The following is a 26,819-nucleotide window of genomic DNA, read 5'->3' on the forward strand; positions in this document are numbered from 1 at the left end:
TCAGATATTTTGCTTAACTTTACTTATTGTTTATAGATGCAACAAAATCAGTTTACAGATTCAGATATTTGGCAATATTGCGTAGAGCATACTCAGATATTATCTCCAAAATTACAAAGCTTAATTAAAGAAACTCAAGCTAATGTGCATGGTTCACAAATGCTATCTGAAAAAATTGTAACAAAGATACTGCAACTTTTAGTTTTCACTACAAATGCAAAATTATGTGTAGATGTTGGGACTTATACGGGATTATCAGCCTTAGCAATGGCTGAAGTAACTGGTGATGATGCAGTTATATATACCATAGATAAAAAGAATCAAGCAGGCAATGAGTTGGCACAAAGCTATTTCCAAGATGAGCCTAAAATAAAATATATAATCGGTGATGCTTTGGATGTGATTCCAACTTTGCCAAATAACATTGATATAGCATTCATAGATGCAGATAAAGTACAAACTAAAAGCTACTTTGATATTTTGATAAATAAGCTATCAGATCGTGGAATAATAATAGTTGATGATATTTTATGGAGAGGAGAAGTATTAAGCCCTAATGAAAAAAGAGCAAAAGCATTAGATGAGTTTAATAAATACATTATATCTAGAGGAGATCTTGATAATGTGGTTTTGCCTATCAGGCATGGAATAAACATAATAAGAAAGAGATAAGGAGAAAAAATGAAAAAGATAATAATAGGAATGCTTTTGACATTACAAGGTAGTATCGGAATAAGTTATGCTACAGGGTGTGACTATCCAAATGTTGATGGGGTTAAGTGGTACCATATATCTGATGAAAAAAGAGCAATTTATTTAGAAGTTTATAATATAGCCGCAGAAAAAATTAAAGCAGAATTAGAGTCTCAAAAACTACAAAAAGGTCAATGGGGTATTATTTTAGATATAGATGAAACAACTTTAGATAATTCTTGGGATGAATACGAAAATTATAAGACTTATAAATTTAACGAAGATGAGTTTAAAAAAGGTAAAGCTAAAGCTCTTCCAGGTGTAAAGATGCTAACTGACTTGGTTCATAATTTGGGAGGGTATGTTAGTTTTGTTACTAATCGTAATGCTAAAAATACGGGAATGGTTGAAGCTACTGTAGAAAATCTAAAGCAAGAAGGTATTTATTTTGACCAGATTTTATTTGCAGCTGGAGTCAGTAAAGAAGCACAGAATAAAAATCCACGATTTGAAGCGGTTATAAGTGGTGAATATTCTGACGATATTATAGTAACTAATAAATTACCTGCTCATGAAGTAATAGCCTATTTTGGTGATAATATTCAAGACTTTCCAAATATGACTCAAGATAATATGCGTAAAGTCGATGACGATGGTTATTCAATGTTTGGTAAAAAATATTTTATAGTCCCAAATCCCACTTATGGTAGCTGGCAGTAGAAATAATCTATACAGTTTCAACAATAAACGGACAATCCACATGCTCAGTGAATTGGCATTGGAAGTTCTTTAAATAAGCATTTATATTTTCATTGATTATAAAGTTAGTTTGATTAGGTTTATGATTTGAGCTAGCTTCAATAGTATGATCTTCTACATTTGAGTAATAAACACAAACTAGATCACAAGTACCATCTTTACAATTTGCTAATGTTGCTCCTTTGAATAGTTGTGGAGACTCTGGAAATCCAGATGGATTTTTATCAAAGCCTACCCAAGTATGTTTAATATCATAATAATTAGTAGTTGCTACAAGCTGATTATTTTCTTGTTTGAAATCTTCTGATGCAGGACAGAAATATCTACTAGGAAAAGCACTAGCTTGTGAAATTGTAAATAATAAAATAATTGCTGTAAAAAGTCTTGACACTATGTATAAAATTATTGTTTAAATTTGAATAAAAATTATATACCATTTAGTTTAATTTTGTTTTAAGAAAATTAAAATTATGCATAGTGGAATATATTCATTTTGCCAGATTGCTAACTTCAATAAAATAGCAGTAGACCCCAAGCAAATAATCCACGAATATGCAGAGCCAGATGGCAATATTTCACAAGTAAATCTCTTAAGGGCAATCAAGGCTCAAGGCTTTAGAGCAAAGGCGGTTGACTTAAAGACTGAGTATTTTAATCCAAGAACTTTCCCTGTGATTTTGCAAGATAAACAAGGTGAGTATTTTATCTTAGCAGCTATTAATAAAGGTCAATATCTTGTGTTAGTGCAAGGTCAACAAAATGTCAAACCTTTGACACAAGAAGAGTTCAATGAAGTTTATGCAGGTAAAGCAATTTTAGTTACCCATAAAGGTAATGAAACATCTCAGGAAGATTCATTTAATATTAAGTGGTTTATTCCAGCATTATGGAAATATAAACATATATTCAGAGATGTATTAATAGCATCTTTGTTTTTACAGTTATTTGGACTAGTAACCCCATTCTTCTTTCAGGTAGTTATGGATAAAGTAATTATGCATAATGGTCTGACAACACTTAATACATTAGCAATAGTATTTTTTGTTGTGGCAATATTTGAAGTTATATTTGGTGGTATTAGAACATATCTATTTAGTCATACTACATCAAGAGTTGATGTGGTCTTAGGTTCTAAGCTATTTAGCCATTTACTTAAGTTACCATTATCTTACTTTGAAACACGTCAAGTAGGACAGAATGTAGCAAGAGTAAAAGAACTAGATAAGATAAGAAGCTTTATTACAAGTACAGCACTTACTTTAATAATAGATCTATCATTTACATTTATATTCATAGCAGTGTTATTTATGTATAGCTGGCAACTAACATTAATAGTATTAGCAACTATCCCAATCTACTTTATATTATCAGTATTTATAACACCTATATTAAAACATCGCTTAGATAAGGTTTTCTATACTGGAGCAAAGAACCAATCTTTCTTAACAGAATCTATAACAGGTATTCAAACAGTAAAATCTAGTGCTATTGAACCACAGATGCAAAGAAAGTGGGAAGATAACCTAACAGAGTATGTTAAGGCATCTTTCAGATCTCAGAACTTAGGTAATGTAGCAGGACAGATAGCAGAGTTAGTTAATAAGTTAACAACTATAGCAATCATCTTTGTTGGGGCACATATGGTTATAGCTGGTCACCTTACAGTTGGTCAGCTAATAGCATTTAATATGTTAGCAGGAAGAGTAACTCAACCAATCCTTAAGCTTGTAAACATCTGGCAAGAATTCCAACAGGCTGGAGTTTCATTAAAGAGACTAGGAGATATATTAAACACTCCTACAGAGACTAGTAACAAATCAAGTAAGAGTGCATTACCTACATTTAAGGGTCAGGTTAGTTTTGTAGATGTTAAGTTTAGATACTCTGCTGATACTAGACTTATATTAGATGGAGTTAATCTTAATGTAAAAGCTGGAGAGTCTATAGGTATAGTAGGACGCTCTGGTAGTGGTAAGAGTACTTTGACAAAACTTATTCAAAGATTGTATCAACCAGAAGCTGGTAAAGTGTTAGTAGATGGAGCAGATTTATCTACTATAGATACAGTATGGTTAAGACAAAACATAGGGGTTGTTCTACAAGAGAGCTTTATGTTTAACCGTAGTATTCGAGAGAATATTGCCTTAACTAATCCAAGTGCGAGTATGGAGAGTGTAGTAGCTGCTGCTAAGTATGCAGGGGCACATGACTTTATCTTAGAGTTAAAGGATGGTTATGACACAGTTATCGAAGAAGGTGGAGCAAACTTCTCAGGTGGACAGAAACAAAGATTATCTATAGCTAGAGCATTAATCAATAATCCTAAGATTCTAATATTAGATGAAGCAACATCAGCACTTGATTATGAATCAGAGAAAATCATTCAAAAGAATATGGCTAAGATAGCTAAAGATAGAACAGTGTTTATCATTGCTCATAGACTTACAACAGTACAAGACTGTGATCGTATTATCTATATGGATAAGGGTACAGTTGTAGAAGATGGATCTCATAGTGAGCTATTAGCTAGAGGTGGACATTATGCTGAACTTTATAATGCTCAACATAGAGGAGAGGTGTAATGTCTAAGCTATTGGATTTTTGGAAGAATCGTAAGACCTTAGCAGAAGAAGATAATGCTAAGAAAGATGCATATAGCTTTTTACCTGGAGTATTAGAAGTTACAGATAAGCCACCACATCCTTTGATGAGGAAAGTTCTATATTGTCTAATATTCTTAATAGTATTTGTAATACTATGGGCAGCTGTTTCTAATATAGATATTATCACCTCAGGTCAGGGTAAGATTATTCCAAGTGGAGATGTTAAGACAATCCAATCATCAGAGAAAGGAACTGTTATAGGAGTGAATGTTGAGAATGGTCAGTTAGTTAAGAAGGGTGATATCTTAATGACATTGGAATCTGACTATACAGAAGCTGATATTAATAAACTACAAGAAGATGTTGAGTTTTATAAACTAAGAATAGCCAGAGAACAGACTTTTTATGAAATGATAAAGAGTAATCTTAGAGAACAAATTCCATACGATAAGATTAAGTTTGATGTACCAGAGGGTGTTACAGATCAATTAGATATTGAACAATCAAAGAGATTGTTATGGCAACAATGGCAATCTGGTATTGCTAAGCTTATGACATTAGAAGCAACCCTTGATTCAAAGAAGACAGAACAAGAGATAAGTATGAATAGGACTGCTCAACTAGAGCAGACTGTGAAGATTATCAAAGAGAAGACAGATGCCTATGCAAACCTGCTAAAGAAGAAAGCTGTATCAAGGATGGATTATTTAGAGACTAGAGAGAAGTATCTAAATACTTATTATGAACTTGAGACAGAGAGAAAGAGAGATAAACAATTAGAAGCAGAGATAGCTGAAGCTAGAAGTAATCTAGAGTCATTCAAATCAGAAACATATCTAGAGACATTAAAATCAATCAGACAAGATACAAAAGATCTATATACATCAGAACAAGAATTACATAAAGCCACTACATTAAATGGTAAGAATCAAATTAAGTCACCGATAGATGGCATAGTGCATGAATTAAAGATACATACTATAGGGGCAGTAGTTAGTCCGGCAGAGGTATTAATGCAGATAGTACCATTAGATCAGAAGCTACAAGCTGAGGTGTATGTTAAGAATGAAGATATTGGATATCTAAAGAGTGGTCAAGAGGCTGAGGTTAAGGTCAATACATTCCCATTTGCTGAGTATGGAGTACTACATGGGACAGTGGAGAAGATCTCTGGAGATGCTATAGAAGATGAGAGATTGGGCTTAGTGTATAAGCTAATAGTTTCCTTAAATGATAATACCTTACACAAAGATGGTGAGAGCTATAAGATAGTACCTGGAATGGCAGTAGTAGCAGAGGTTAAGACAGGAACCAGAAGAGTGATAGATTTCTTCACAGAGCCTCTTACAAGAGGTATTGATAATAGTTTGAGGGAGAGGTGATGTTTAAAAATAGCTTCAGTTATTCCCCTTCAAGTGTTGAAGGGGTGGATTGCGAAGCAAGACGGGGTAGTACTTTAAAAAGATGAAAAAGAAGTTGCCATATAATCCAAGGTTAAAAAAAAGGGCAAAAGAATTGCGCCAAGCGGGTAATTTATCAGAAGTATTACTATGGAATAAACTTAAAAATAAGCAGCTATTAGACTTAGATTTTGATAGGCAAAAAATTATAGGTAATTATATAGTAGATTTTTATTGTCCTAGTTTGAATGTAGTAATAGAAATTGATGGCTCTAGCCATAATGATAAATTTGAATATGATGAGCAAAGACAAGCATATTTGGAAGGTTTAGGGTTATATGTTTTGAGGGTATTAGATGAAGATGTAAAATTTAATATTGCTGGAGCACTATTTTATTTAAAGGATAAGTTAGAGAAGTTAAAAGGACTACCCCGTCAGTCTAGCGACTGCCACCCCTTCAACACTTGAAGGGGAATTTTGTTAACAATATGGAGATAAAATGAATATAAACATAAAGGTGGTAAGAAATGAAATCATCAAATAAAAAAATCTTGGGACGTTGGTCATTAGTTATATTACTAATATGTATATTAGGATTTTCAATATATAGTGTAGCAACACAAGAGACTATTGATCCAAAAGTAGAAGCACTTAAGCCGAAGATAGCCCAAGAACTAGATAGTAAGTATCATGAGAAGTTTAAAGTAGTTAGAGGTAAGTTTGATAACCAAAGTAAGACATATACTTTTATAGTTGAAACTGATTCAATGCCTGGTAGGCAGTTTACTGTGATTACTGATTTGACAGGTAAGGGCTCATTTGTAAGTAACTTTTTACAAACTAGGCAAGCGATAGAGTCTGCTAAGCTAGTAGAGAGTTATTTTAAGGGTATAGTTCCCAAAGATCAGTATAAAGCTGTTGCTAGTGGGGCTTCAATATCTCCAGTTGAATTGCCGGAGGATCAAAAGTATTTATCAGATCTGGCATTGGATAATTTACATAGTAAGGCGATGCATTTAGATGAATGGATAAGAACCAGTCACCAAGCTATTAGATATGGGACAAGTATAAAGATTAATATAAAAGAGACACCTGAAAATATTCTTAAAATTTTAGAGGCTACATATAAACTTAATGAGTTTTTGAAATCGAAAGACTTTTTTGTGTATGAGATAGTGGTGCAACTTATGGATTTGCCTGAGAAACCTAAATTTGTAAAATTCCCTTTAACAACAGAAATATATGCTAGTCAGCAAGGTTGGGAAGCAGATAAATATACTTGGGCAACTATAGATATAGGATACTGTACTATAAATGGCGTTAAGAAAACATGTGGATATGATCCAAATATTCCTAAATATGCTTATATAGGTAAAAATATCAAAAGCCCATTGGATGTGGCTAAATATTTTAAGTTTATTCCAAGGCATAGTATTCCATGGAAAGCCTGGAGTGGAGGAAAAGTTGAAGAAAACTGGAGTTTGATACCAAGATCAAATTCACCAGAATCAAAATGGCTAGTAGACACACCAATATATCAACAAGTAAAAGATTTATATACTAAACAAAAGGAGATTAACAATGGCTAAAGTATTAACACAAGAGCAAGCAGCACTTTTAAGTAACCTAGTATATGCAGTTAGTACAGAAGGTACGAACAAAGATAAGTTTATTTTTGATAATAATGAAGTTAAGCCTGTTGGATCAAAAGCAACTCCAACACTACATGATTATATTTATAAAAAAGACCCTAATGGTAACCAGGTTTTTAGAGAAGGTATTCCAATAGATATTCAGGTTAAAGTATCAGAATTGACTGAAAAATATGGTAATGTTTTAGATAAGTTTGAATTAAGAGAAACAAGTACAACTATTGAGCAAGGTGGCGAAGTAGGAGTAGGGGGCTGGGATTATTATGGTATAGCTATAAGTCCAGTTGGTGATCCTAGTAGTGTAGCTATAGTTAATAAAGGTACAAGTGGTATTGGAGATAAAGTTTCTGATATACAAATGGCAGCTGGCGAGGTTTCAACTAATATGCTGGCTGGGGTTAATTTTGTAAATAAAATTAGAAAAAATTATGAAGGAACAATTAATACAATATCAACAACTGGTCACTCAGAGGGAGGAAGTATCTCTCAAGCACAGAATGTGGTTATAGGAGATCAACTTGGCGAGAGTATAACTTTTGAGGCATTTGGTATAGATAAGACACTTCAAGTAGAAAAGGTTGATGGTAAATATTATGAATATCAGCGTACTTCAGGAGGTGTTTCAGTAGCTGTAGAAGTAACAGATCCTACAAAAATACAACTTTTTGATAAGTATTTAGAAAATAAAGATTTAGTTAAAGATAAAATTACAAATTTTGTTAGACCTGGAGATTTGGTTCCAAATAACCCATTCAGTAATCAACTAGGTAATACTGTTTATCTTCCAAGCTATGAAGGTGGTTCTCTTGGTGTTGCACACACATCTGATAACTTTGTATTTCAAGCATTTGATGCGAATGGAAAAATGCTTGTAGATAAGTTTGATGTTGTAGGCTTGGTATCGTATCTAAAAGAAGATATAGCTCTAGCTGTGAAGTATGGAGACTTGTTAAAAGATAATCCACGACCTATAGAAATAGCCCTAACACCTGCTACAGAATATTTATATCAGCAAAGGCAGTTAGAAATTATAGCTTGGGATAATACTAAAGTTGAAGGTACAAACTACACATATGAAGATATATTAAATTCTCAAGCAAAAGTAGATAGTATGCTAGCTGTTTTTGATAATTATTCAAATATGGTTAGTTTTGATAATATTTATCAGCAAGTACAAAATGTGTTTGGATCTGTAGCAACAGCAGTTTTAGACGGAGCTAATAGTTTAGATAGTTTAATAAATAACATAGCTCAAAACTCATCCCAATCCGGCACCCAAGAAACCCTACGAGTAATCCGCCGCGATCCTCTGACACTTGACTTAGATGGCGATGGTATCGAGACAGTGTTGGCTGATGGCTCTGTGCTGTTTGATAGTAATGCTGATGGAGTTAAGCGTGGTACTGGCTGGGTAGGAGCTGATGATGGCTTATTAGTTCGTGATATAGATGGAAGTGGAACTATAGATAATGGTCAGGAGTTATTTGGAGATGCTACAGTTAAAAGTGATGGTACTGTAGCTACAGATGGCTTTGATGCATTATCAGATTTAGATAGTAATAATGATGGTGTATTTGATGCTAATGATGCAGCCTTTGATGAAGTAAAAGTATGGCAAGATAAAAACCAAGATGGTATCTCTCAAGCAGATGAGCTAATGAGTTTATCAGAAGCTGGAATTGCAGATATTAATTTAAATGCTACAACCACTACTACAGCTACAGATGGTGGGATAATCTCAAAGACTGGAACATTTACTCGTACAGATGGTACAACTTCAGCTATAGGTAACTTAAACTTTAACCAAAATGCTATTTATAGAGAGTTTACAGATAATCTAGATACATCAGCCTTTAATGGAATGATGGCAATGGCTGGTATTGGTGAGGTTAGAGACTTACAAGAAGCTGCTACCCAAAATCAAAATCTTGCTGACTTATTAGGTAAGATGAATACAGAGGGTTATACAGCTAAATTAGGTTTAGCAGATGACTTATTAACAGAGTGGACAAAGACATCAAATTTCTCAGATACAAACAATCTTGAGAATATCACCTTAGAAGATGGTACAAGCTTTACATTTAATATATCCGACTCTACAAGAAGCCAATTAGACAAGATTCAGACATTAGAAACATTTTCATCAAATAAGCTTATACAAACAAGTATAGACGGAGATACATTAACTATTACTCATGGTAATAAAAGCAGAAGCTATAACATAGTTCGTGGACAAGAGAATGTATTAGGAGATAATTATTTCACAGCTGGTTGGAATGAGTATACAGTAGGAAATACAGTCCTTAGAGATATGAACTTAACAAGTGTAGCTAATGGCTATAACTCTATATTAAACACAGTCAAAGAAAATATCTTTGCTCAAACTGAATATCCACAAATATTAGAGAACATTGGTTTTGACTATAATGCTGAGAGTGGTGAGATTGGACTTAATTTTGATGGGGTGAATGAGTATTTAACAAATAAAGTTATTGATGAGCCTGCTAATGGAGTTGCTTTACTTAAAAAACTTTCAGATTTTAATGATAATAGCTTCTCTGAAAATGGTTGGGATGTAAATAGTCTACTTGAAAATGAAGTAGCAGATGCTTTAGCTGAATCCTTAGGTGTAAATATTGAGCTTGTAGATGCAGGATCTTACAAGTTTACAGCTGATGGTAAAAACTTTTCTTTAGGTTCTCTTGCTGGTACAGGTGGAACTGATTTTATATTAGGTACTGATGCTAATGATACTATTCATGGAGGTAATCAATCAGACACTTTAATAGGAGGAGAAGGTAATGATACATTGATAGGGGACAATGTATACAACTCAAGTACAGGCTATAACAGTAATAATACAATGGATGCTCAGTATAACAAAGGTAATGATATATTAGCTGGAGGCAAGGGAGATGATTTCTTAGCTGGAGGTTATGGAAGTGATACATACATTTTCAATAAAGGAGATGGGGTAGATACTATCCAAGAGATGTTGAAGAGTGATTATGGAGCTAAGTATTATGATGGTGGATCAAGAGATACTATTAAGTTTGGAGAAGGTTTAAATCAAGAAGATGTTAGATTGTCCATATCAGGTAGAGATTTGTTGGTTAACTTTGAAGGAAATGAAGTTGATCAGTTAGTTCTAAAAGACTTTATGAACAATAATACATTAGAGTATTTTGAGTTTGCTGATGGAAGTAAGTTAAACAAAACCAACTTTATGAGTTTAGATAATACTTTATATGGTACGGAGAATAATGATAGCTATTCATTATTTGATGGATCAGATGAGTTTTATGCTGGTGATGGAAATGACGCTATTAGTGGCAATGGTGGAGATGATACTTTATATGGTGAAGCTGGAAATGATAGTTTATCTGGCGGATTAGGAGTAGATACATTAGATGGTGGAATTGGTGATGATACTCTAAGAGGTGGTGACCAGAATGATAGTTTAGTTGGTGGAGAAGGATCAGATAAACTATATGGTGATAATCATAATGACACATTAGATGGTGGCTTAGGAGATGATTATTTATATGGAGGAAGTCAATCAGATGTATTAACTGGTGGTGAAGGTAATGATACATTGATAGGGGACAATGTATACAACTCAAGTACAGGCTATAACAGTAATAATACAATGGATGCTCAGTATAACAAAGGTAATGATATATTAGCTGGAGGCAAGGGAGATGATTTCTTAGCTGGAGGTTATGGAAGTGATACATACATTTTCAATAAAGGAGATGGGGTAGATACTATCCAAGAGATGTTGAAGAGTGATTATGGAGCTAAGTATTATGATGGTGGATCAAGAGATACTATTAAGTTTGGAGAAGGTTTAAATCAAGAAGATGTTAGATTGTCCATATCAGGTAGAGATTTGTTGGTTAACTTTGAAGGAAATGAAGTTGATCAGTTAGTTCTAAAAGACTTTATGAACAATAATACATTAGAGTATTTTGAGTTTGCTGATGGAAGTAAGTTAAACAAAACCAACTTTATGAGTTTAGATAATACTTTATATGGTACGGAGAATAATGATAGCTATTCATTATTTGATGGATCAGATGAGTTTTATGCTGGTGATGGAAATGACGCTATTAGTGGCAATGGTGGAGATGATACTTTATATGGTGAAGCTGGAAATGATAGTTTATCTGGCGGATTAGGAGTAGATACATTAGATGGTGGAATTGGTGATGATACTCTAAGAGGTGGTGACCAGAATGATAGTTTAGTTGGTGGAGAAGGATCAGATAAACTATATGGTGATAATCATAATGACACATTAGATGGTGGCTTAGGAGATGATTATTTATATGGAGGAAGTCAATCAGATGTATTAACTGGTGGTGAAGGTAATGATACATTGATAGGGGACAATGTATACAACTCAAGTACAGGCTATAACAGTAATAATACAATGGATGCTCAGTATAACAAAGGTAATGATATATTAGCTGGAGGCAAGGGAGATGATTTCTTAGCTGGAGGTTATGGAAGTGATACATACATTTTCAATAAAGGAGATGGGGTAGATACTATCCAAGAGATGTTGAAGAGTGATTATGGAGCTAAGTATTATGATGGTGGATCAAGAGATACTATTAAGTTTGGAGAAGGTTTAAATCAAGAAGATGTTAGATTGTCCATATCAGGTAGAGATTTGTTGGTTAACTTTGAAGGAAATGAAGTTGATCAGTTAGTTCTAAAAGACTTTATGAACAATAATACATTAGAGTATTTTGAGTTTGCTGATGGAAGTAAGTTAAACAAAACCAACTTTATGAGTTTAGATAATACTTTATATGGTACGGAGAATAATGATAGCTATTCATTATTTGATGGATCAGATGAGTTTTATGCTGGTGATGGAAATGACGCTATTAGTGGCAATGGTGGAGATGATACTTTATATGGTGAAGCTGGAAATGATAGTTTATCTGGCGGATTAGGAGTAGATACATTAGATGGTGGAATTGGTGATGATACTCTAAGAGGTGGTGACCAGAATGATAGTTTAGTTGGTGGAGAAGGATCAGATAAACTATATGGTGATAATCATAATGACACATTAGATGGTGGCTTAGGAGATGATTATTTATATGGAGGAAGTCAATCAGATGTATTAACTGGTGGTGAAGGTAATGATACATTGATAGGGGACAATGTATACAACTCAAGTACAGGCTATAACAGTAATAATACAATGGATGCTCAGTATAACAAAGGTAATGATATATTAGCTGGAGGCAAGGGAGATGATTTCTTAGCTGGAGGTTATGGAAGTGATACATACATTTTCAATAAAGGAGATGGGGTAGATACTATCCAAGAGATGTTGAAGAGTGATTATGGAGCTAAGTATTATGATGGTGGATCAAGAGATACTATTAAGTTTGGAGAAGGTTTAAATCAAGAAGATGTTAGATTGTCTATATCAGGTAGAGATTTGTTGGTTAACTTTGAAGGAAATGAAGTTGATCAGTTAGTTCTAAAAGACTTTATGAACAATAATACATTAGAGTATTTTGAGTTTGCTGATGGAAGTAAGTTAAACAAAACCAACTTTATGAGTTTAGATAATACTTTATATGGTACGGAGAATAATGATAGCTATTCATTATTTGATGGATCAGATGAGTTTTATGCTGGTGATGGAAATGACGCTATTAGTGGCAATGGTGGAGATGATACTTTATATGGTGAAGCTGGAAATGATAGTTTATCTGGCGGATTAGGAGTAGATACATTAGATGGTGGAATTGGTGATGATACTCTAAGAGGTGGTGACCAGAATGATAGTTTAGTTGGTGGAGAAGGATCAGATAAACTATATGGTGATAATCATAATGACACATTAGATGGTGGCTTAGGAGATGATTATTTATATGGAGGAAGTCAATCAGATGTATTAACTGGTGGTGAAGGTAATGATACATTGATAGGGGACAATGTATACAACTCAAGTACAGGCTATAACAGTAATAATACAATGGATGCTCAGTATAACAAAGGTAATGATATATTAGCTGGAGGCAAGGGAGATGATTTCTTAGCTGGAGGTTATGGAAGTGATACATACATTTTCAATAAAGGAGATGGGGTAGATACTATCCAAGAGATGTTGAAGAGTGATTATGGAGCTAAGTATTATGATGGTGGATCAAGAGATACTATTAAGTTTGGAGAAGGTTTAAATCAAGAAGATGTTAGATTGTCCATATCAGGTAGAGATTTGTTGGTTAACTTTGAAGGAAATGAAGTTGATCAGTTAGTTCTAAAAGACTTTATGAACAATAATACATTAGAGTATTTTGAGTTTGCTGATGGAAGTAAGTTAAACAAAACCAACTTTATGAGTTTAGATAATACTTTATATGGTACGGAGAATAATGATAGCTATTCATTATTTGATGGATCAGATGAGTTTTATGCTGGTGATGGAAATGACGCTATTAGTGGCAATGGTGGAGATGATACTTTATATGGTGAAGCTGGAAATGATAGTTTATCTGGCGGATTAGGAGTAGATACATTAGATGGTGGAATTGGTGATGATACTCTAAGAGGTGGTGACCAGAATGATAGTTTAGTTGGTGGAGAAGGATCAGATAAACTATATGGTGATAATCATAATGACACATTAGATGGTGGCTTAGGAGATGATTATTTATATGGAGGAAGTCAATCAGATGTATTAACTGGTGGTGAAGGTAATGATACATTGATAGGGGACAATGTATACAACTCAAGTACAGGCTATAACAGTAATAATACAATGGATGCTCAGTATAACAAAGGTAATGATATATTAGCTGGAGGCAAGGGAGATGATTTCTTAGCTGGAGGTTATGGAAGTGATACATACATTTTCAATAAAGGAGATGGGGTAGATACTATCCAAGAGATGTTGAAGAGTGATTATGGAGCTAAGTATTATGATGGTGGATCAAGAGATACTATTAAGTTTGGAGAAGGTTTAAATCAAGAAGATGTTAGATTGTCCATATCAGGTAGAGATTTGTTGGTTAACTTTGAAGGAAATGAAGTTGATCAGTTAGTTCTAAAAGACTTTATGAACAATAATACATTAGAGTATTTTGAGTTTGCTGATGGAAGTAAGTTAAACAAAACCAACTTTATGAGTTTAGATAATACTTTATATGGTACGGAGAATAATGATAGCTATTCATTATTTGATGGATCAGATGAGTTTTATGCTGGTGATGGAAATGACGCTATTAGTGGCAATGGTGGAGATGATACTTTATATGGTGAAGCTGGAAATGATAGTTTATCTGGCGGATTAGGAGTAGATACATTAGATGGTGGAATTGGTGATGATACTCTAAGAGGTGGTGACCAGAATGATAGTTTAGTTGGTGGAGAAGGATCAGATAAACTATATGGTGATAATCATAATGACACATTAGATGGTGGCTTAGGAGATGATTATTTATATGGAGGAAGTCAATCAGATGTATTAACTGGTGGTGAAGGTAATGATACATTGATAGGGGACAATGTATACAACTCAAGTACAGGCTATAACAACAATAATGTAATGGATGCTCGTTATAATAAGGGTAATGATGTATTAGCTGGAGGTACTGGGGATGATTTCTTAGCTGGAGGTTATGGAAGTGATACATACATTTTCAATAAGGGAGATGGGGTAGATACTATCCAAGAGATGTTGATGAGTGATTATGGAGCTAAGTATTATGATGGTGGCTCAAGAGACACGATTAAGTTTGGAGAAGGTTTAAATCAAGAAGATGTTAGATTGTCCATATCAGGTAGAGATTTGTTGGTTAACTTTGAAGGAAATGAAGTTGATCAGTTAGTTCTAAAAGACTTTATGAACAATAATACATTAGAGTATTTTGAGTTTGCTGATGGGAGTAAATTAAATAAGTCAGATATCAGAATAGGTTCCGCTTCAGATGATACATTATTAGGTAACAATAATGACAATGTGATTTCTGGTAATGAAGGAAATGACATCATAACTGGAGGTCAGGGAGATGATGCAATCTCTGGAGGCGAAGGCTCAGATACTTATAGATATTCTCAAGGAGATGGTAACGATACTTTAAATGTATCATCTAATGATGGAACTATGGATACATTAGAGTTAACAGATATTGATCATGATTCTGTTAATTTAAGTAGAGATGGAGAAGATTTACTAATTAGTTTTGATAGTGATCCATTAGGCTCAGTAATAGTAGATGATTATTTTACTAGTCAATATACAAATCAAGGTTTAGAGATAGATGCTAATGATGGATTTGCATTAGATTTATCAGCTAACTCAAATAAGATAGCAGAGCTATTAGCAGCCTCTGGAGCAGATGACATAGATATGGATGGAGGAAGTGTAGATGGAATAGTTCAAACTACTACTAAACTAAGTTCATCTGAATTAGCTGATCTATGGTTGCCTAAAGAGAATCAATAAAAAATTAAAACTAGTTGTTGAGAAGGCTAAATATTGTTAAAATGAAGCCGGAGTAAATAACTCTGTTAAACTTGATAAAATAATAATTATTATAAAATAACTAAAAGGAAGTGAAACAATGTCTAGAATATCATCTTTACAAGACCCATTTTTGAATGCTTTAAGAAAAGAAAAAGTAAGTGTATCTATTTATTTAGTTAACGGTATTAAGCTACAAGGTCAAGTAGAAGCTTTTGATCAATTTTGTATCGTTTTAAGAAACACAGTAAACCAAATGGTTTACAAGCATGCAATATCAACTATTGTTCCAGCTAAAAGCGTTAGATTGGTATATAGTTCTTATAATCAGTATCACCAAGGTGCAGAAAATTCTAACGAAGATGACAATGGTGATGATGTTGAACAAGTTTACTCTGAAGATTTAGAGATAGAAGAGAATAATAACGCTAATCAATAAAATCTTGTTTTATCCTTATCTTTTTTGTGATTCCATTGTTGAGGTATATTAGTAAATGGAATTTTTCCAATCTTATGAATCAGGTAGCAAATGTCTACTTGTTAATATCACTTTTAAATATCATAGAGGCTTAAATGCTGATTTGGCTGAACTAGAAGGTTTGGTTATAGCAGCAGATAAAGTTGCACTAACTAGTCTTAGTTTTAATCATCCGGAGCCAGATATTAAATATTTCTGTGGCTTAGGTAAAATGGAGATGATTAAACAAAAGCTAGATGAGTTAAAAGCTGATTTAGTTGTATTTAATCACCCACTTAGCCCATCACAAGAAAGAAATATTGAAAAGTTTCTTGAATGTAAAGTTATTGATAGAACTAGGCTAATCCTTGAAATCTTTTCATTAAGAGCTAAAACACATGAAGGCCAATTGCAGGTTGAATTAGCACAACTTAACTACCAATCTACAAGGCTAGTAAAAGGCTGGAGTCACTTAGAGAGGCAAAAAGGTGGTATTGGTGTAAGAGGTGGTCCTGGTGAAACTCAGTTAGAGATTGATAGACGTTTAATTAGACAAAGAATTAAGCAAATTACCCAGAAGTTAGAAAAGGTAAAGCACCATAGAGATTTGAGCAGATCTTCACGTAAAAAGCATAATATTCCAACAATATCTTTTGTTGGATATACAAATGCTGGTAAATCTACATTATTTAATAAAATTACAAATGCAGATGTTTTTGTGAAAGATCAGCTTTTTGCAACTCTTGATCCGACATTGAGAAAAGTTAATGTTCCTAAGCTAGGAAGTGTGATTTTTTCTGATACGGTGGGTTTTATAAGAAATCTTCCTCATGATTTAGTAGAGGCCTTTCATGCTACATTGGAAGAGGCTATAGAGTCAGATCTATTAATACATGTGATTGATTATTCTGATGAAGATTATAAAGGATATATTGAGCAAGTAGATAAAGTGCTTGATGAAATAGGTGCTTCAGATAAACCTATGATTTGTGTGTATAATAAAATTGATAAAATAGAACATGTTGATAAAGGTCTTGTTGATTTAGATGATGCAGATAGTAATATAGTATCAAGAGTCTATTTGTCTGCACAAACAGGAGAAGGGCTAGATTATTTTTTTGATGCGTTGGCTAGATTTTTTAATAAATCATGGATAACAGGGCAATTAGAATTAGAACCAAAATATTCAAAAATACGCTCTGAATTATATGATTTAGGCGTTGTTGAAAAAGAAGATCTTTCTGAAAATGGTAATTATTTATTAGATATTAATATTTCAGAAAGTGACTTTGAGAGCTTCATTAGAGAGTTTGAAGTAGATTTAAGTAAATTTTTAAAAGTAATAAATACTTAGGAAGTTGTAATGAGTGAAAAAATAACCAAAAGAAAATGGTTTTGGAGTAAGAATTCTGAGCAAGGTGGTCCACCAGATTTAGAAGAAATGATAAAGAAGTTTTTTTCCAGAAAGAAAAAGTCTGGAGATTCTGGAGAGAGTATTTATTCAAAGAATGCTAAAAAATATGAAAAACCACCAATAGCAAAAATTGTGTGGATAGGTATAGCTATTTTAATTATTGCATGGGGACTTTTGGGTTTTTATGTTGTTCAACCGGCAGAACAGGCAGCAGTATTAAGGCTTGGAAAATTCTCTAAAATGGAAGGGCCGGGTCTTCATTGGCACCCTATAGGCATTGATAAAGTTTATAAAGAGAATGTACAAGAGCTAAAAACGACATCTTTAAAAAGAGATATGCTTACATCTGAAGAAAATATTGTGCATATTTCGTTTACTGTTCAATATCGCATCGCAAACTTAGAAAATTATTTATTTGCTAATAATGATCCAACTAACTTATTACAACAAGCTTTAGAAAGTGCTGTTAGACAGGTTGTTGGTGAAAATAAACTAGAGCAGATATTAACTACAAATAGAGCGGTTATTACACAACAAGTTAGAGAGGAAATGGAAGCATTACTTAAAACTTATAAGTCAGGAATTTATGTAAGTGAAGTGATTATGCAACCAGCTCAGGCTCCAGATGCAGTTAAAAGTGCATTTGATGATGTAATAAAAGCTAGAGAAGATAGGGAAAGGGCACAAAATGATGCTGAAGCTTATGCTAATAATATTATTCCAGTAGCAGAAGGTAAGGCTCAAAGGATTTTAGATCAAGCTAATGCATATAAACAAAAAATTGTGTTAGAAGCGCAGGGTGATATAGCACAATTTGAACATCTACTTCCTATTTATAAGAGTAATCCTGATATTGTTACTAACCAAATGTACTTTGATACGATCACAGAAGTTTTACAGCACAATAAAGTATTCCTTATAGATGGTGATGGTGCTAAAAACATCTTTTATGGTTTAGATAAAGCTCAAGAGAAAGCTTTGTTACCAAATTCAAATTCAAATGGGAGTAACTAAGATATGAATAAATTTGCAAAAATATTCTTAGTTTTAATTATTGTAGGAATTGTAGTTGGGCTAAGTACAAAGTTTATAGTAAAGCAAGGAACAGAATCAGTTCTATTAAGACTTGGTGAGTTAGTAACAGATAAAGATGGTAATGTAATTGAATATAAACCAGGTATCCATGTGAAAATTCCTTTTGTTGATACTGTTAAGAACTATGATATGAGAAATAGAATTTTAACAGCTGACTCAGCAAGGGTTGTTACAAAAGAGCAAAAAGATGTTCTTATTAATGCTTACGTTGTCTGGAAAATTGATAATATTTCTAAATTCTTTATAAGTACAAGCGGAGATGTGTTTAGAGCTGAAACTTTATTAAAACAGTTTTTAGAATCATCTTTAAGAGCAGAAGTGGGTAATAATGATATTCAAAGCCTAATAAATAATAATCGTGATAAATTAATGATTGCTTTAACAAAAAATGTTCAGGAGCAATCTAAGCAAATAGGCGTAACTATTATTGATGTGAGAGTTAAACAAATTGATTTACCGGATACAGTTACTGACTCTATTTATGAAAGAATGAAATCTTCTCGTCATAAAGTTGCAGCATCTATTAGAGCAGAAGGTTTGCAACAAGCTGAAAAAATTAAAGCAGCTGCAGATGCTAAGGTAACTGTAACAATGGCAGAAGCAGATAAAGAATCAAAAACTATAAGAGCTGAGGCAGATGCTAAAGCCGCTAAGATATTTACAGATTCTTATTCAAAATCTGTACCATTATATCAGTTCTTGAAAAGTATGAACTCTTATAAAGAAAGCTTTAATAGTGAGAATGAAGTTGTATTTATGTTGAAACCAAGTGGTAAATTCTTTGAAGGATTTAAGCTTGATAGTAAGCTAGCAAAAGATATACAACAGGCAAAGTAAGAGGGGTTTTATGAGCAAACAAATAAAAGTATTATTTATTTGTAAAGGAAATATTTGTAGATCTCCAACAGCTCATGGTATTTTTAGAGATTTGGTGAAAAAAGAATCATTAGAAAATGTTATTGAAGTTGCATCTGCTGGGACAAGCTCTAGAGAGTGGCATCATGAGGGTAATCCAGCTGATAAACGAGCTGTAAAAATGGCATCAATTTATGACTGTGATCTTTCAGACCTCATATCTGCACAATTAGAGTTAGAACATTTTGATGTTTATGACTACTTAGTTGTTATGGATTATGAAAATATTGATACTATGAAACTAATGTTTCCCCAAGCCAATTTTTCTAAAGTATCAAGATTACTTAAATATGCGCCAACTATTATTTTAGAGGAAGTTCCAGATCCTTATTATGAGAATAATTTTGAGAAAGTTTTTTTAATGATAGATACAGCTTGCCATGGACTTTTAGATCAAATAAAAAAAGAGCATAAGTTATGATAAATTATCAAAAAGCAAAGTATATAATGGGAGCAGCCAAATTTTCTCAGCTACCTGCAGATGTAGGTATAGAAGTAGCCTTTGCAGGAAGGTCAAATGCAGGTAAATCTAGTGCATTAAATACGCTTACTGGACAGAGAGGCTTAGCAAGAGTTAGTAAAACACCAGGAAGGACTCAATTAATTAATTTGTTTTGGCTTGATGATGAAAGAAGATTAGTAGACTTACCTGGGTATGGTTATGCTAAAGTTTCTGAGGTCATAAAGAAAGTTTGGCAAAAAGAAATGGAGTTTTATGTTACGGAAAGACAATGCTTAAAAGGGCTTGTGCTTTTAGTAGATTCTAGACATGAACTAAAAGAATTTGATTGTCTAATGATGGAAATGGCAATATCTTGTAATATGAACCTACATATTCTTTTGACTAAAGCAGATAAACTTAATAATAAAGAAAAAGCTGAGGCTATTACTATGGTTAAAAGCTTTCTAAAAAATTATAAATCAGCAGATAATATATCTTTCCAATTATTTTCTTCTATGAGTAAGCTTGGCTTAGATGAGCTTAAATCAAAATTAGACCAATGGTATATATAAATAAAAAAATTAATTCTCTTTATTTGTAATTAATATTATTATAGCTCTGATAATTAAATAATTTGAGGAGAAATTCTAATGAAGAAAGCTTTTTGGATAATGCTAGTAGCATTAATTATAGTATCAAGCTTGTTAGCTACATGTGTATATAAAAATTATACTAGATGTCATGTAAAGAGAGCTGAGATTACTAAAGCAGAGATTGATTCAGCTCAGAGTGCATGGGCTAATGGAATTATTAATATAGGTAAAACTTATCGTGATGGTGGGAATGTTAAGGAAGTTGCTGAAAATTTTTTAAAAGCGATGTATACATTTAACCAAAATGAATATATTTTCTTTAGACCAACACTAGCAGCTAATGAAGGATTTAGGCCTAATTTTGATAGCGCATTATCTTATTTCATTGGTAAAAATAACTTTAAAGCAGATTCTGGAAGAGTTGGAATAGCAGGAGATGAAGGCTTTGCTATTAAACCATGGACTAAAATTACATTTACAAATGATCAAATATTTAAATATGGTAGTCTAGCTATTGCTATGGGACATTATGTATTTACTGATGATAAAGGTAATGATACTAAAGTTGAATATACTTTTGTTTATAAGAAAGTAGGTAATAATATAAAAATATTAGTTCAACACTCATCTTTACCATTTGCTGCAACTAATTCATAGTCTTTTTGTCTTAATAAAAAATGTATTCATTTAGCTGAAAACAATTGAATCTATTAATTACTATAAAGTATATTTAAAGTTTAGTATTTATCTCTAGAGAACTAATTAGTGGAAAAAGTATTAGCGAATAAACATCCTAAAGGATTGTGGTTTATTATAGCGATTTATATGTGGGAGTATTTTAGCTTTTATGGAATGAGAGCTTTGCTAATACTATATCTAACACAAGAACTTCTGTTAGGTGATCATTATTCTTATGCAGTTTATGGAGCCTTTGCATCTTTGGTATATATGACTCCTATATTGGGAGGCTTAGCCGCTGATAGATTATTAGGATTTAGAACTGCAGTTATTATAGGCGCTATTTTAATGGCGTGTGGGCATATTATCATAGGTATAGATGGTAAAGATTTATTATTTTTAGGAATGTCTTTTATTATTTGCGGCTATGGCTATTTTAAAAGTAATGTTCCTTGCCTATTAGGACAGTTGTATGAAAAAGATGATCCTAAAAGAGATTCAGCATTTACATTACTATATTTGGGTGGAAATATAGGAAGTATATGTGCTCCAGTTGCTTGTGGTGTGGTTGCTAATATATATGGATGGGATTATGGTTTTGGGCTGGCTGGTGTAGGAATGCTATTTGGCTTAGCAATATTCTTATTGGGACGAAAATATGTTCCAAAAGTAAAGCCTGAAAAAATTTCTATTTTAGGTAACAAAAGTCTTGTTTGGTTTATTTTAGTTTTAACGATAATTATTATTTCAGTTAGCTATTTTGCTCTTAAAAACCAATATGAAATTTATCTAATTACTGCAACTACAATATTTAGTGTTATATGGTATATAAAAATAGTTGTTTCTACTGATATTAAGACACGCAAAACGCTACTTTTAACTATTCCTTTCTTAATTTTTGGTATTCTATTCTGGGTGTTTGATGAGCAAATGTTTACTTCAGTTGAGCTTTTCATCGAGAGAAATGTAGATACAACTTTATTTGGATATGACTTGCCTGCAAGTGTTTTTGTATCTATAAATCCATTATCAATTATTATTGGAGGTCTTTTTCTTGCATGGGTATGGAAAAGATTTAAAGCACTTGATGATGATTTTGGTAGAATGATCAAGTTTGTTTTTGGATTTATTCTTCAACTAATTTCTTTTGTTATTTTGATCTTTGCAGCTAAGGAAGCAACTATTTTAGGTAAGACTTCAGCTATATGGGTTATTATCTCGTTATTCTTCTTAGGATTATCAGAGCTTTTTATAGACCCTATAGCACTATCAGAAATTACGGGAATAAGTGATAAACAGCATTCTGGATTTTTGTCTGCAGTATATTTTTTATTTACAGGGAGTATTGCTGGATTTATTGCATCACGCTTTGCACAAATGGCAGCATTCAAAGATGTTACAACTTCAGATACAAATGAGTTAGTTACTCAAGCTAATCTCTTTTTGGGACTGTTTTCACATATAGCTCTAATTATAGTTGGTATGATAGTTTTTTGGTTTATTTTATCTTTAGTTATAAGAAGACTTAAATAAAGGTTATTAGTGACAAATAAAAAATGGATAAACAGCTATAATTTGACTGTTTAATTCTATCACTCTTGCAATATCTCTTTTAGCTGCAGGTATATTTAGTTCTTGAAATAGAATTTTAAGTTTATTTTCTTTATTTCTACCTATATAGCGACATTTGTCAGAAGGTTTTTTTTCTCTGACAATAATATCAGAGAAGTTTATATCAAATATATTATTAGCCTTTAACCAATTTATAACATTGTCTTTAGTTGGAGATGATGGTGAATAAGTATTATTTTGTTTTAAGATACTTAGCTTTCCATAAGTAAGACAGAGACTATAATTGTTTATAGAAACTTGCCATCCTGTAAGGGCAGTAGTATTTAATGCATTAATAATAGATTCTGTTTGGCTAGCCTTTAAACTAACTCCTGTATTTTCTTTAAACCAAAGGTGTAAAATATTTTCTTGTATATCAGTATCTTGATTTATTAATTTTTCTAATATTAGCTGCTTGTTTTCTAATATACTATCTAATTGTTTTTTTAAAAGTTTTGATAAAGTGTTATGATTTTTAGCACATAAGTTTGCCGATCTAGTTAAAGTTTGATTAATGCTAGGATTTATTTCTTTTAATAAAGGAACTATCTTATGCCTAATAAAGTTTCTTTGATATTTAATATCTTCGTTACTATCATCATCAACCCATGTTATTTTATTTTGATAAGCAAATTCTTCGATATCTTTTCTAGGAATATCTAGTAATGGTCTAAAAATATAACCATGATTTAGTTTTCTCAATTTAGGCATAGATGATAATCCAGCAGGACCAGCACCTCTGATAGCTTGGATTAGAAAAGTTTCAGCCTGATCATCTAAGTGATGTCCTAATATTAATAAAGGATTGTCAAAAGCAGACATTTGTTTTTCAAAGAAAGCCATTCTTTGGTTACTTGCCCAAGCTTCAAAACTTTCACCTTTAGGTGCCTTCTCTAGTTTATGTGAAATGAATTGTATATTTTTATTAAAACATATTGTTCTACAATGATTTTCCCAATTATCAGCATTATGATTAATCGCATGATTAATATGTATAGCAGTAATGGGAACATCATTAATTTTAGAAACAATTTCTATGATAACACTAGAGTCTATACCACCACTATAACCAATAAATATTTGTGAAGGCTTTAAATTTTGTATTTCTTTTATAATTGAAGAAAAAAACATTTTACATTAAGTATCTAGCTCTAATAGTCCCTTTAATATTTTTAAACTCTGCAACAAGCTCTCTAGCTTGATCAGAATTTGATTGGATGTCCATTACTACATATCCAACTTTTTCAAGGGTTCTAAGATATTGACCATCAACGTTTATATTTTTATCTGCTAATATTTGGTTTATTTTATTCATCATTCCAGGAATATTTTCATGGATGTGTAAAATTCTATGGCTACTAGCATGAGAAGGTAATGAAAGTTCTGGGAAATTAACAGCATTTAAGGTTGAGCCATTATCAGAATATTTAACTAATTTTGTACTAACTTCAGTCGCAATATTTTCTTGAGCTTCAATAGTGCTTCCACCAATATGAGGTGTTAAAAATACATTGTCAAATTTTGTTAATGGGCTCACAAATAATTCTTCTTTAGATGATGGTTCTTTAGGGAATACATCAATAGCAGCACCTTTTAATTTTTTAGTTTCTAAAGCGTTTACAAGAGCACTAATATCAACTACATTTCCACGAGAAGCATTTATCAGTATAGAGTTTTCTTTCATTTGCTCAAACTGATCTTTAGAAATCATATTTTTTGTAGATGGTAGTTGAGGTACGTGAAGAGATACTACATCTGATTTATTTAATAGTTCATTTAAGCTTTTTATTTGAGTAGCATTTCCTAAAGGTAATTTTTCTTCAACATCATAGAAGATAACATTTAAACCAACACTTTCAGCAAGAATACCTAATTGTGTTCCTATATGTCCATAACCTATAATACCTAAGGTTTTTCCTCTTACTTCATGTGCATGTTCAGCAGATTTTAACCAAATTCCTTGGTGAGTCTTAGCATTTTTATCAATAACATTTCTGATTAATAACATTGCTTCAGCAAGTACAAGCTCAGCAACACTCCTTGTGTTAGAAAATGGGGCATTAAATACAGGGATACCAAATTTTTGTGCTGTTTGTAAGTCTACTTGATTTGTTCCTATACAGAAACATCCTATAGCTGTAAGGTGATCGGACTTTTCGATAACTTCTTTAGTCATCTGAGTCCTTGATCTGATTCCTACAATTTTAAAATCTTTTAGTTTATCTATAAGTTCTTGTCCTTCTAGAGCAGTAGACATTACTTCAATATTTTCATATCCAGCAGCTTTAAAAGCATCGACAGCATTTTGATGGATTCCTTCTAATAATAAAATGGGAATTTTCTTTTTACTTAATGAAAGTTGAGACATTTTAGTCAGCCTCCTTAGACTGAAATTTTTCCCTTAATAGCAGGGTGATGTTCATAATTTTTAAACTCAAAATCATCATAGGTATATTCAAAGATAGAGTTCGGTTTGTTTTTAATTTTTAGAGTAGCTAGAGGTAAAGTATTTCTAGATAATTGCTCTTCTACTTGTTCAATATGATTATTATATATGTGGCAATCTCCACCAGACCATATGAACTCACCAACATCTAGATTACATTGTTGAGCAATCATATGTGTTAATAATGAGTAGCTTGCAATATTAAATGGTACACCAAGAAAAGCATCAGCACTTCTTTGGGTTAGCATGCAGGAAAGTTTTCCATTAGCTACATAAAATTGAAACATAGCGTGACAAGGCGGAAGGGCAGATTTACCTTTTGCTACATTTTCTTGAGGAGAGAGTTTTTCTGTTGGGATAGCACAAGGATTCCATGCGGATACTAGAATTCTTCTAGAATTAGGATTGTTTTTTAGCATTTCGATTACTTCAGCTATTTGATCAACTCCTTCACCATTGAAGTCTCGCCATTGCTTACCATAGATGGGTCCTAACTCACCGTCTTCAGTTGCCCATTCATTCCATATTCTTACTTTATTATCATTTAGATATTTAACGTTAGTATCGCCACTTATAAACCAAAGTAGTTCATGAACTACGCTTGGCAAATGAATCTTTTTTGTAGTAACTAATGGAAAACCTTTTTGAAGATCAAAACGCATTTGATAGCCAAAAATACTAATAGTGCCAGTACCTGTTCTATCACCTTTTAGTACGCCATTTTCTTTAATATATTTCAGGAAATCTAAATATTGTTGCATAATTTATTCTTCCTATTTCTTAAGTAAACAAATATTAAAATAACAATCCCGAGAATAATCATTGGTAATGATAGGATTTGCCCCATAGTTAACCAGTTTAGCCAAATATATCCATATTGTGGATCTGGTTGTCTAAAGAATTCACATATAAATCTAAAAGCACCATATAAAGTTAAAAACATTCCTAGAACATAGTATCTAGGTTTTGGTTTTATCGTGGTAACCCAGAGAACAGTAAATAGTACAACGCCTTCTAATAAAAATTCCAATAACTGGGAAGGGTATCTTGGTAGTGGGCCACCTGTTGGAAAAAGCATTCCAAAAGATGAGTCTGTAACTTTACCCCAAAGCTCACCATTTATAAAATTACCAATACGTCCAGCACCAAGACCAATAGGAACCATGGGTCCAAAAAATTCAGCAAGATCAATGAAGTTTAGATTATGTTTTCTTGAGTATAACCAGAAAGCCAGCATAACTCCTATAAAGCCACCATGAAAAGACATTCCACCATCCCATACATAAAACATACTTAAAGGATTATGAATGTATACAGGAAGATTATAAAAAATTATATAGCCAATTCTACCACCCAATACCACACCTAAAGCAATATAGAAGATAATATCTCCAACCTGCTCAGGTTTAATAATTGAATTTGGTTTTTTTGCTCTATAGACGCCTAATATCCATCCAGCAGCAAAACCAAAGAGATACATTAGCCCATACCAGTGAACCTTTAATGGACCTAGACTTATAGCTACTGGATCTATATTTGGATATTGTAGCATTTTTGTTTAGA

At 32.6% G+C, this 26,819-nt stretch carries 20 protein-coding genes and 1 pseudogene; 16 read left to right on the plus strand and 5 right to left on the minus strand.

The window, feature by feature from the left end:
* The first annotated feature begins 36 nt into the window (after window positions 1-36).
* Together KX01_RS05245 and KX01_RS05250 are read left to right on the plus strand one after the other, a co-directional pair.
* Complete coding sequence (locus tag KX01_RS05245; RefSeq protein ID WP_071663990.1) at window positions 37-672, plus strand: O-methyltransferase; 636 nt, start codon at window positions 37-39, stop codon at window positions 670-672.
* A gap of 9 nt (window positions 673-681) precedes the next feature.
* Entirely contained in the window at window positions 682-1,413 is a 732-nt protein-coding gene (locus tag KX01_RS05250; protein WP_071663991.1) for an HAD family acid phosphatase, read from the plus strand.
* Between the two features lie 7 nt (window positions 1,414-1,420).
* Here the strand turns inward: KX01_RS05250 and KX01_RS05255 are convergent, their stop codons facing one another.
* On the minus strand, window positions 1,421-1,843 hold the full coding sequence (locus tag KX01_RS05255; protein WP_156860377.1) for a hypothetical protein: 423 nt from the start codon (window positions 1,841-1,843) through the stop codon (window positions 1,421-1,423).
* A 79-nt stretch (window positions 1,844-1,922) separates the two neighbouring features.
* Between KX01_RS05255 and KX01_RS05260 the strand changes: the two genes are divergently transcribed.
* The 14 genes and pseudogenes from KX01_RS05260 to KX01_RS05320 all read left to right on the plus strand — a co-directional run bounded on the left by KX01_RS05260 (window position 1,923) and on the right by KX01_RS05320 (window position 22,732).
* Window positions 1,923-4,034, plus strand: a complete 2,112-nt coding sequence (locus KX01_RS05260; RefSeq protein WP_071663347.1) for a type I secretion system permease/ATPase — start codon at window positions 1,923-1,925, stop codon at window positions 4,032-4,034.
* Window positions 4,034-5,437, plus strand: coding sequence for an HlyD family type I secretion periplasmic adaptor subunit (locus KX01_RS05265; protein WP_071663346.1), 1,404 nt, complete (start codon window positions 4,034-4,036; stop codon window positions 5,435-5,437). Before KX01_RS05260 ends, KX01_RS05265 begins: the two co-directional genes overlap by 1 nt.
* A gap of 82 nt (window positions 5,438-5,519) precedes the next feature.
* Entirely contained in the window at window positions 5,520-5,924 is a 405-nt protein-coding gene (locus tag KX01_RS05270) for an endonuclease domain-containing protein (protein ID WP_071663993.1), read from the plus strand.
* Between the two features lie 59 nt (window positions 5,925-5,983).
* Complete coding sequence (locus KX01_RS05275; protein WP_071663994.1) at window positions 5,984-7,045, plus strand: hypothetical protein; 1,062 nt, start codon at window positions 5,984-5,986, stop codon at window positions 7,043-7,045.
* Between the two features lie 1,828 nt (window positions 7,046-8,873).
* A pseudogene (locus tag KX01_RS09455) lies at window positions 8,874-9,584 on the plus strand (hypothetical protein); the annotation flags it as partial.
* Window positions 9,573-15,587, plus strand: coding sequence for a calcium-binding protein (locus KX01_RS09545; protein ID WP_232223363.1), 6,015 nt, complete (start codon window positions 9,573-9,575; stop codon window positions 15,585-15,587). The pseudogene KX01_RS09455 and the gene KX01_RS09545, both read left to right, overlap by 12 nt.
* A gap of 118 nt (window positions 15,588-15,705) precedes the next feature.
* Window positions 15,706-16,044 carry an RNA chaperone Hfq gene (gene hfq / locus KX01_RS05285; protein WP_071663996.1) on the plus strand — a complete coding sequence of 113 codons (339 nt, stop codon included), beginning with the start codon at window positions 15,706-15,708 and terminating at the stop codon, window positions 16,042-16,044.
* Between the two features lie 55 nt (window positions 16,045-16,099).
* Window positions 16,100-17,416 (plus strand): ribosome rescue GTPase HflX, encoded by a 1,317-nt coding sequence (gene hflX, locus KX01_RS05290; RefSeq protein WP_071663997.1) that lies wholly within the window; start codon window positions 16,100-16,102, stop codon window positions 17,414-17,416.
* 9 nt (window positions 17,417-17,425) lie between these two features.
* Window positions 17,426-18,490: an FtsH protease activity modulator HflK gene (hflK, locus tag KX01_RS05295; RefSeq protein WP_071663998.1), complete on the plus strand. Its 1,065-nt coding sequence runs from the start codon at window positions 17,426-17,428 to the stop codon at window positions 18,488-18,490.
* Window positions 18,491-18,493: 3 nt separating this feature from the next.
* Window positions 18,494-19,408 (plus strand): protease modulator HflC, encoded by a 915-nt coding sequence (gene hflC / locus KX01_RS05300; RefSeq protein ID WP_071663999.1) that lies wholly within the window; start codon window positions 18,494-18,496, stop codon window positions 19,406-19,408.
* A 10-nt stretch (window positions 19,409-19,418) separates the two neighbouring features.
* Window positions 19,419-19,907, plus strand: coding sequence for a low molecular weight protein-tyrosine-phosphatase (locus KX01_RS05305; RefSeq protein WP_071664000.1), 489 nt, complete (start codon window positions 19,419-19,421; stop codon window positions 19,905-19,907).
* Window positions 19,907-20,500 (plus strand): ribosome biogenesis GTP-binding protein YihA/YsxC, encoded by a 594-nt coding sequence (gene yihA, locus KX01_RS05310; RefSeq protein WP_071664756.1) that lies wholly within the window; start codon window positions 19,907-19,909, stop codon window positions 20,498-20,500. Before KX01_RS05305 ends, yihA begins: the two co-directional genes overlap by 1 nt.
* A 78-nt stretch (window positions 20,501-20,578) precedes the next feature.
* Window positions 20,579-21,178: a hypothetical protein gene (locus KX01_RS05315; RefSeq protein WP_071664001.1), complete on the plus strand. Its 600-nt coding sequence runs from the start codon at window positions 20,579-20,581 to the stop codon at window positions 21,176-21,178.
* Window positions 21,179-21,286: 108 nt separating this feature from the next.
* The gene (locus KX01_RS05320) at window positions 21,287-22,732 is read left to right on the plus strand and encodes a peptide MFS transporter (protein WP_071664002.1); all 1,446 of its coding nucleotides are present in this window, start codon (window positions 21,287-21,289) and stop codon (window positions 22,730-22,732) included.
* Between the two features lie 6 nt (window positions 22,733-22,738).
* Here KX01_RS05320 and tilS read toward each other — a convergent pair whose 3' ends face one another.
* Genes tilS through lgt form a run of 4 tightly spaced genes read right to left on the minus strand, consistent with a single transcriptional unit; the run spans window position 22,739 to window position 26,808 of the window.
* Window positions 22,739-23,941 (minus strand): tRNA lysidine(34) synthetase TilS, encoded by a 1,203-nt coding sequence (gene tilS, locus KX01_RS05325; protein WP_071664003.1) that lies wholly within the window; start codon window positions 23,939-23,941, stop codon window positions 22,739-22,741.
* 1 nt (window position 23,942) lies between these two features.
* Complete coding sequence (gene serA, locus KX01_RS05330; RefSeq protein WP_071664004.1) at window positions 23,943-25,178, minus strand: phosphoglycerate dehydrogenase; 1,236 nt, start codon at window positions 25,176-25,178, stop codon at window positions 23,943-23,945.
* Between the two features lie 14 nt (window positions 25,179-25,192).
* Entirely contained in the window at window positions 25,193-26,017 is an 825-nt protein-coding gene (locus tag KX01_RS05335; RefSeq protein ID WP_071664005.1) for a thymidylate synthase, read from the minus strand.
* The gene (gene lgt / locus KX01_RS05340) at window positions 26,002-26,808 is read right to left on the minus strand and encodes a prolipoprotein diacylglyceryl transferase (protein WP_071664006.1); all 807 of its coding nucleotides are present in this window, start codon (window positions 26,806-26,808) and stop codon (window positions 26,002-26,004) included. The genes KX01_RS05335 and lgt overlap by 16 nt, the downstream gene beginning before the upstream one ends.
* Window positions 26,809-26,819: the final 11 nt, after the last annotated feature.

The organism is Francisella frigiditurris, assembly GCF_001880225.1.
Classification (GTDB): Bacteria; Pseudomonadota; Gammaproteobacteria; order Francisellales; family Francisellaceae; genus Francisella; species Francisella frigiditurris.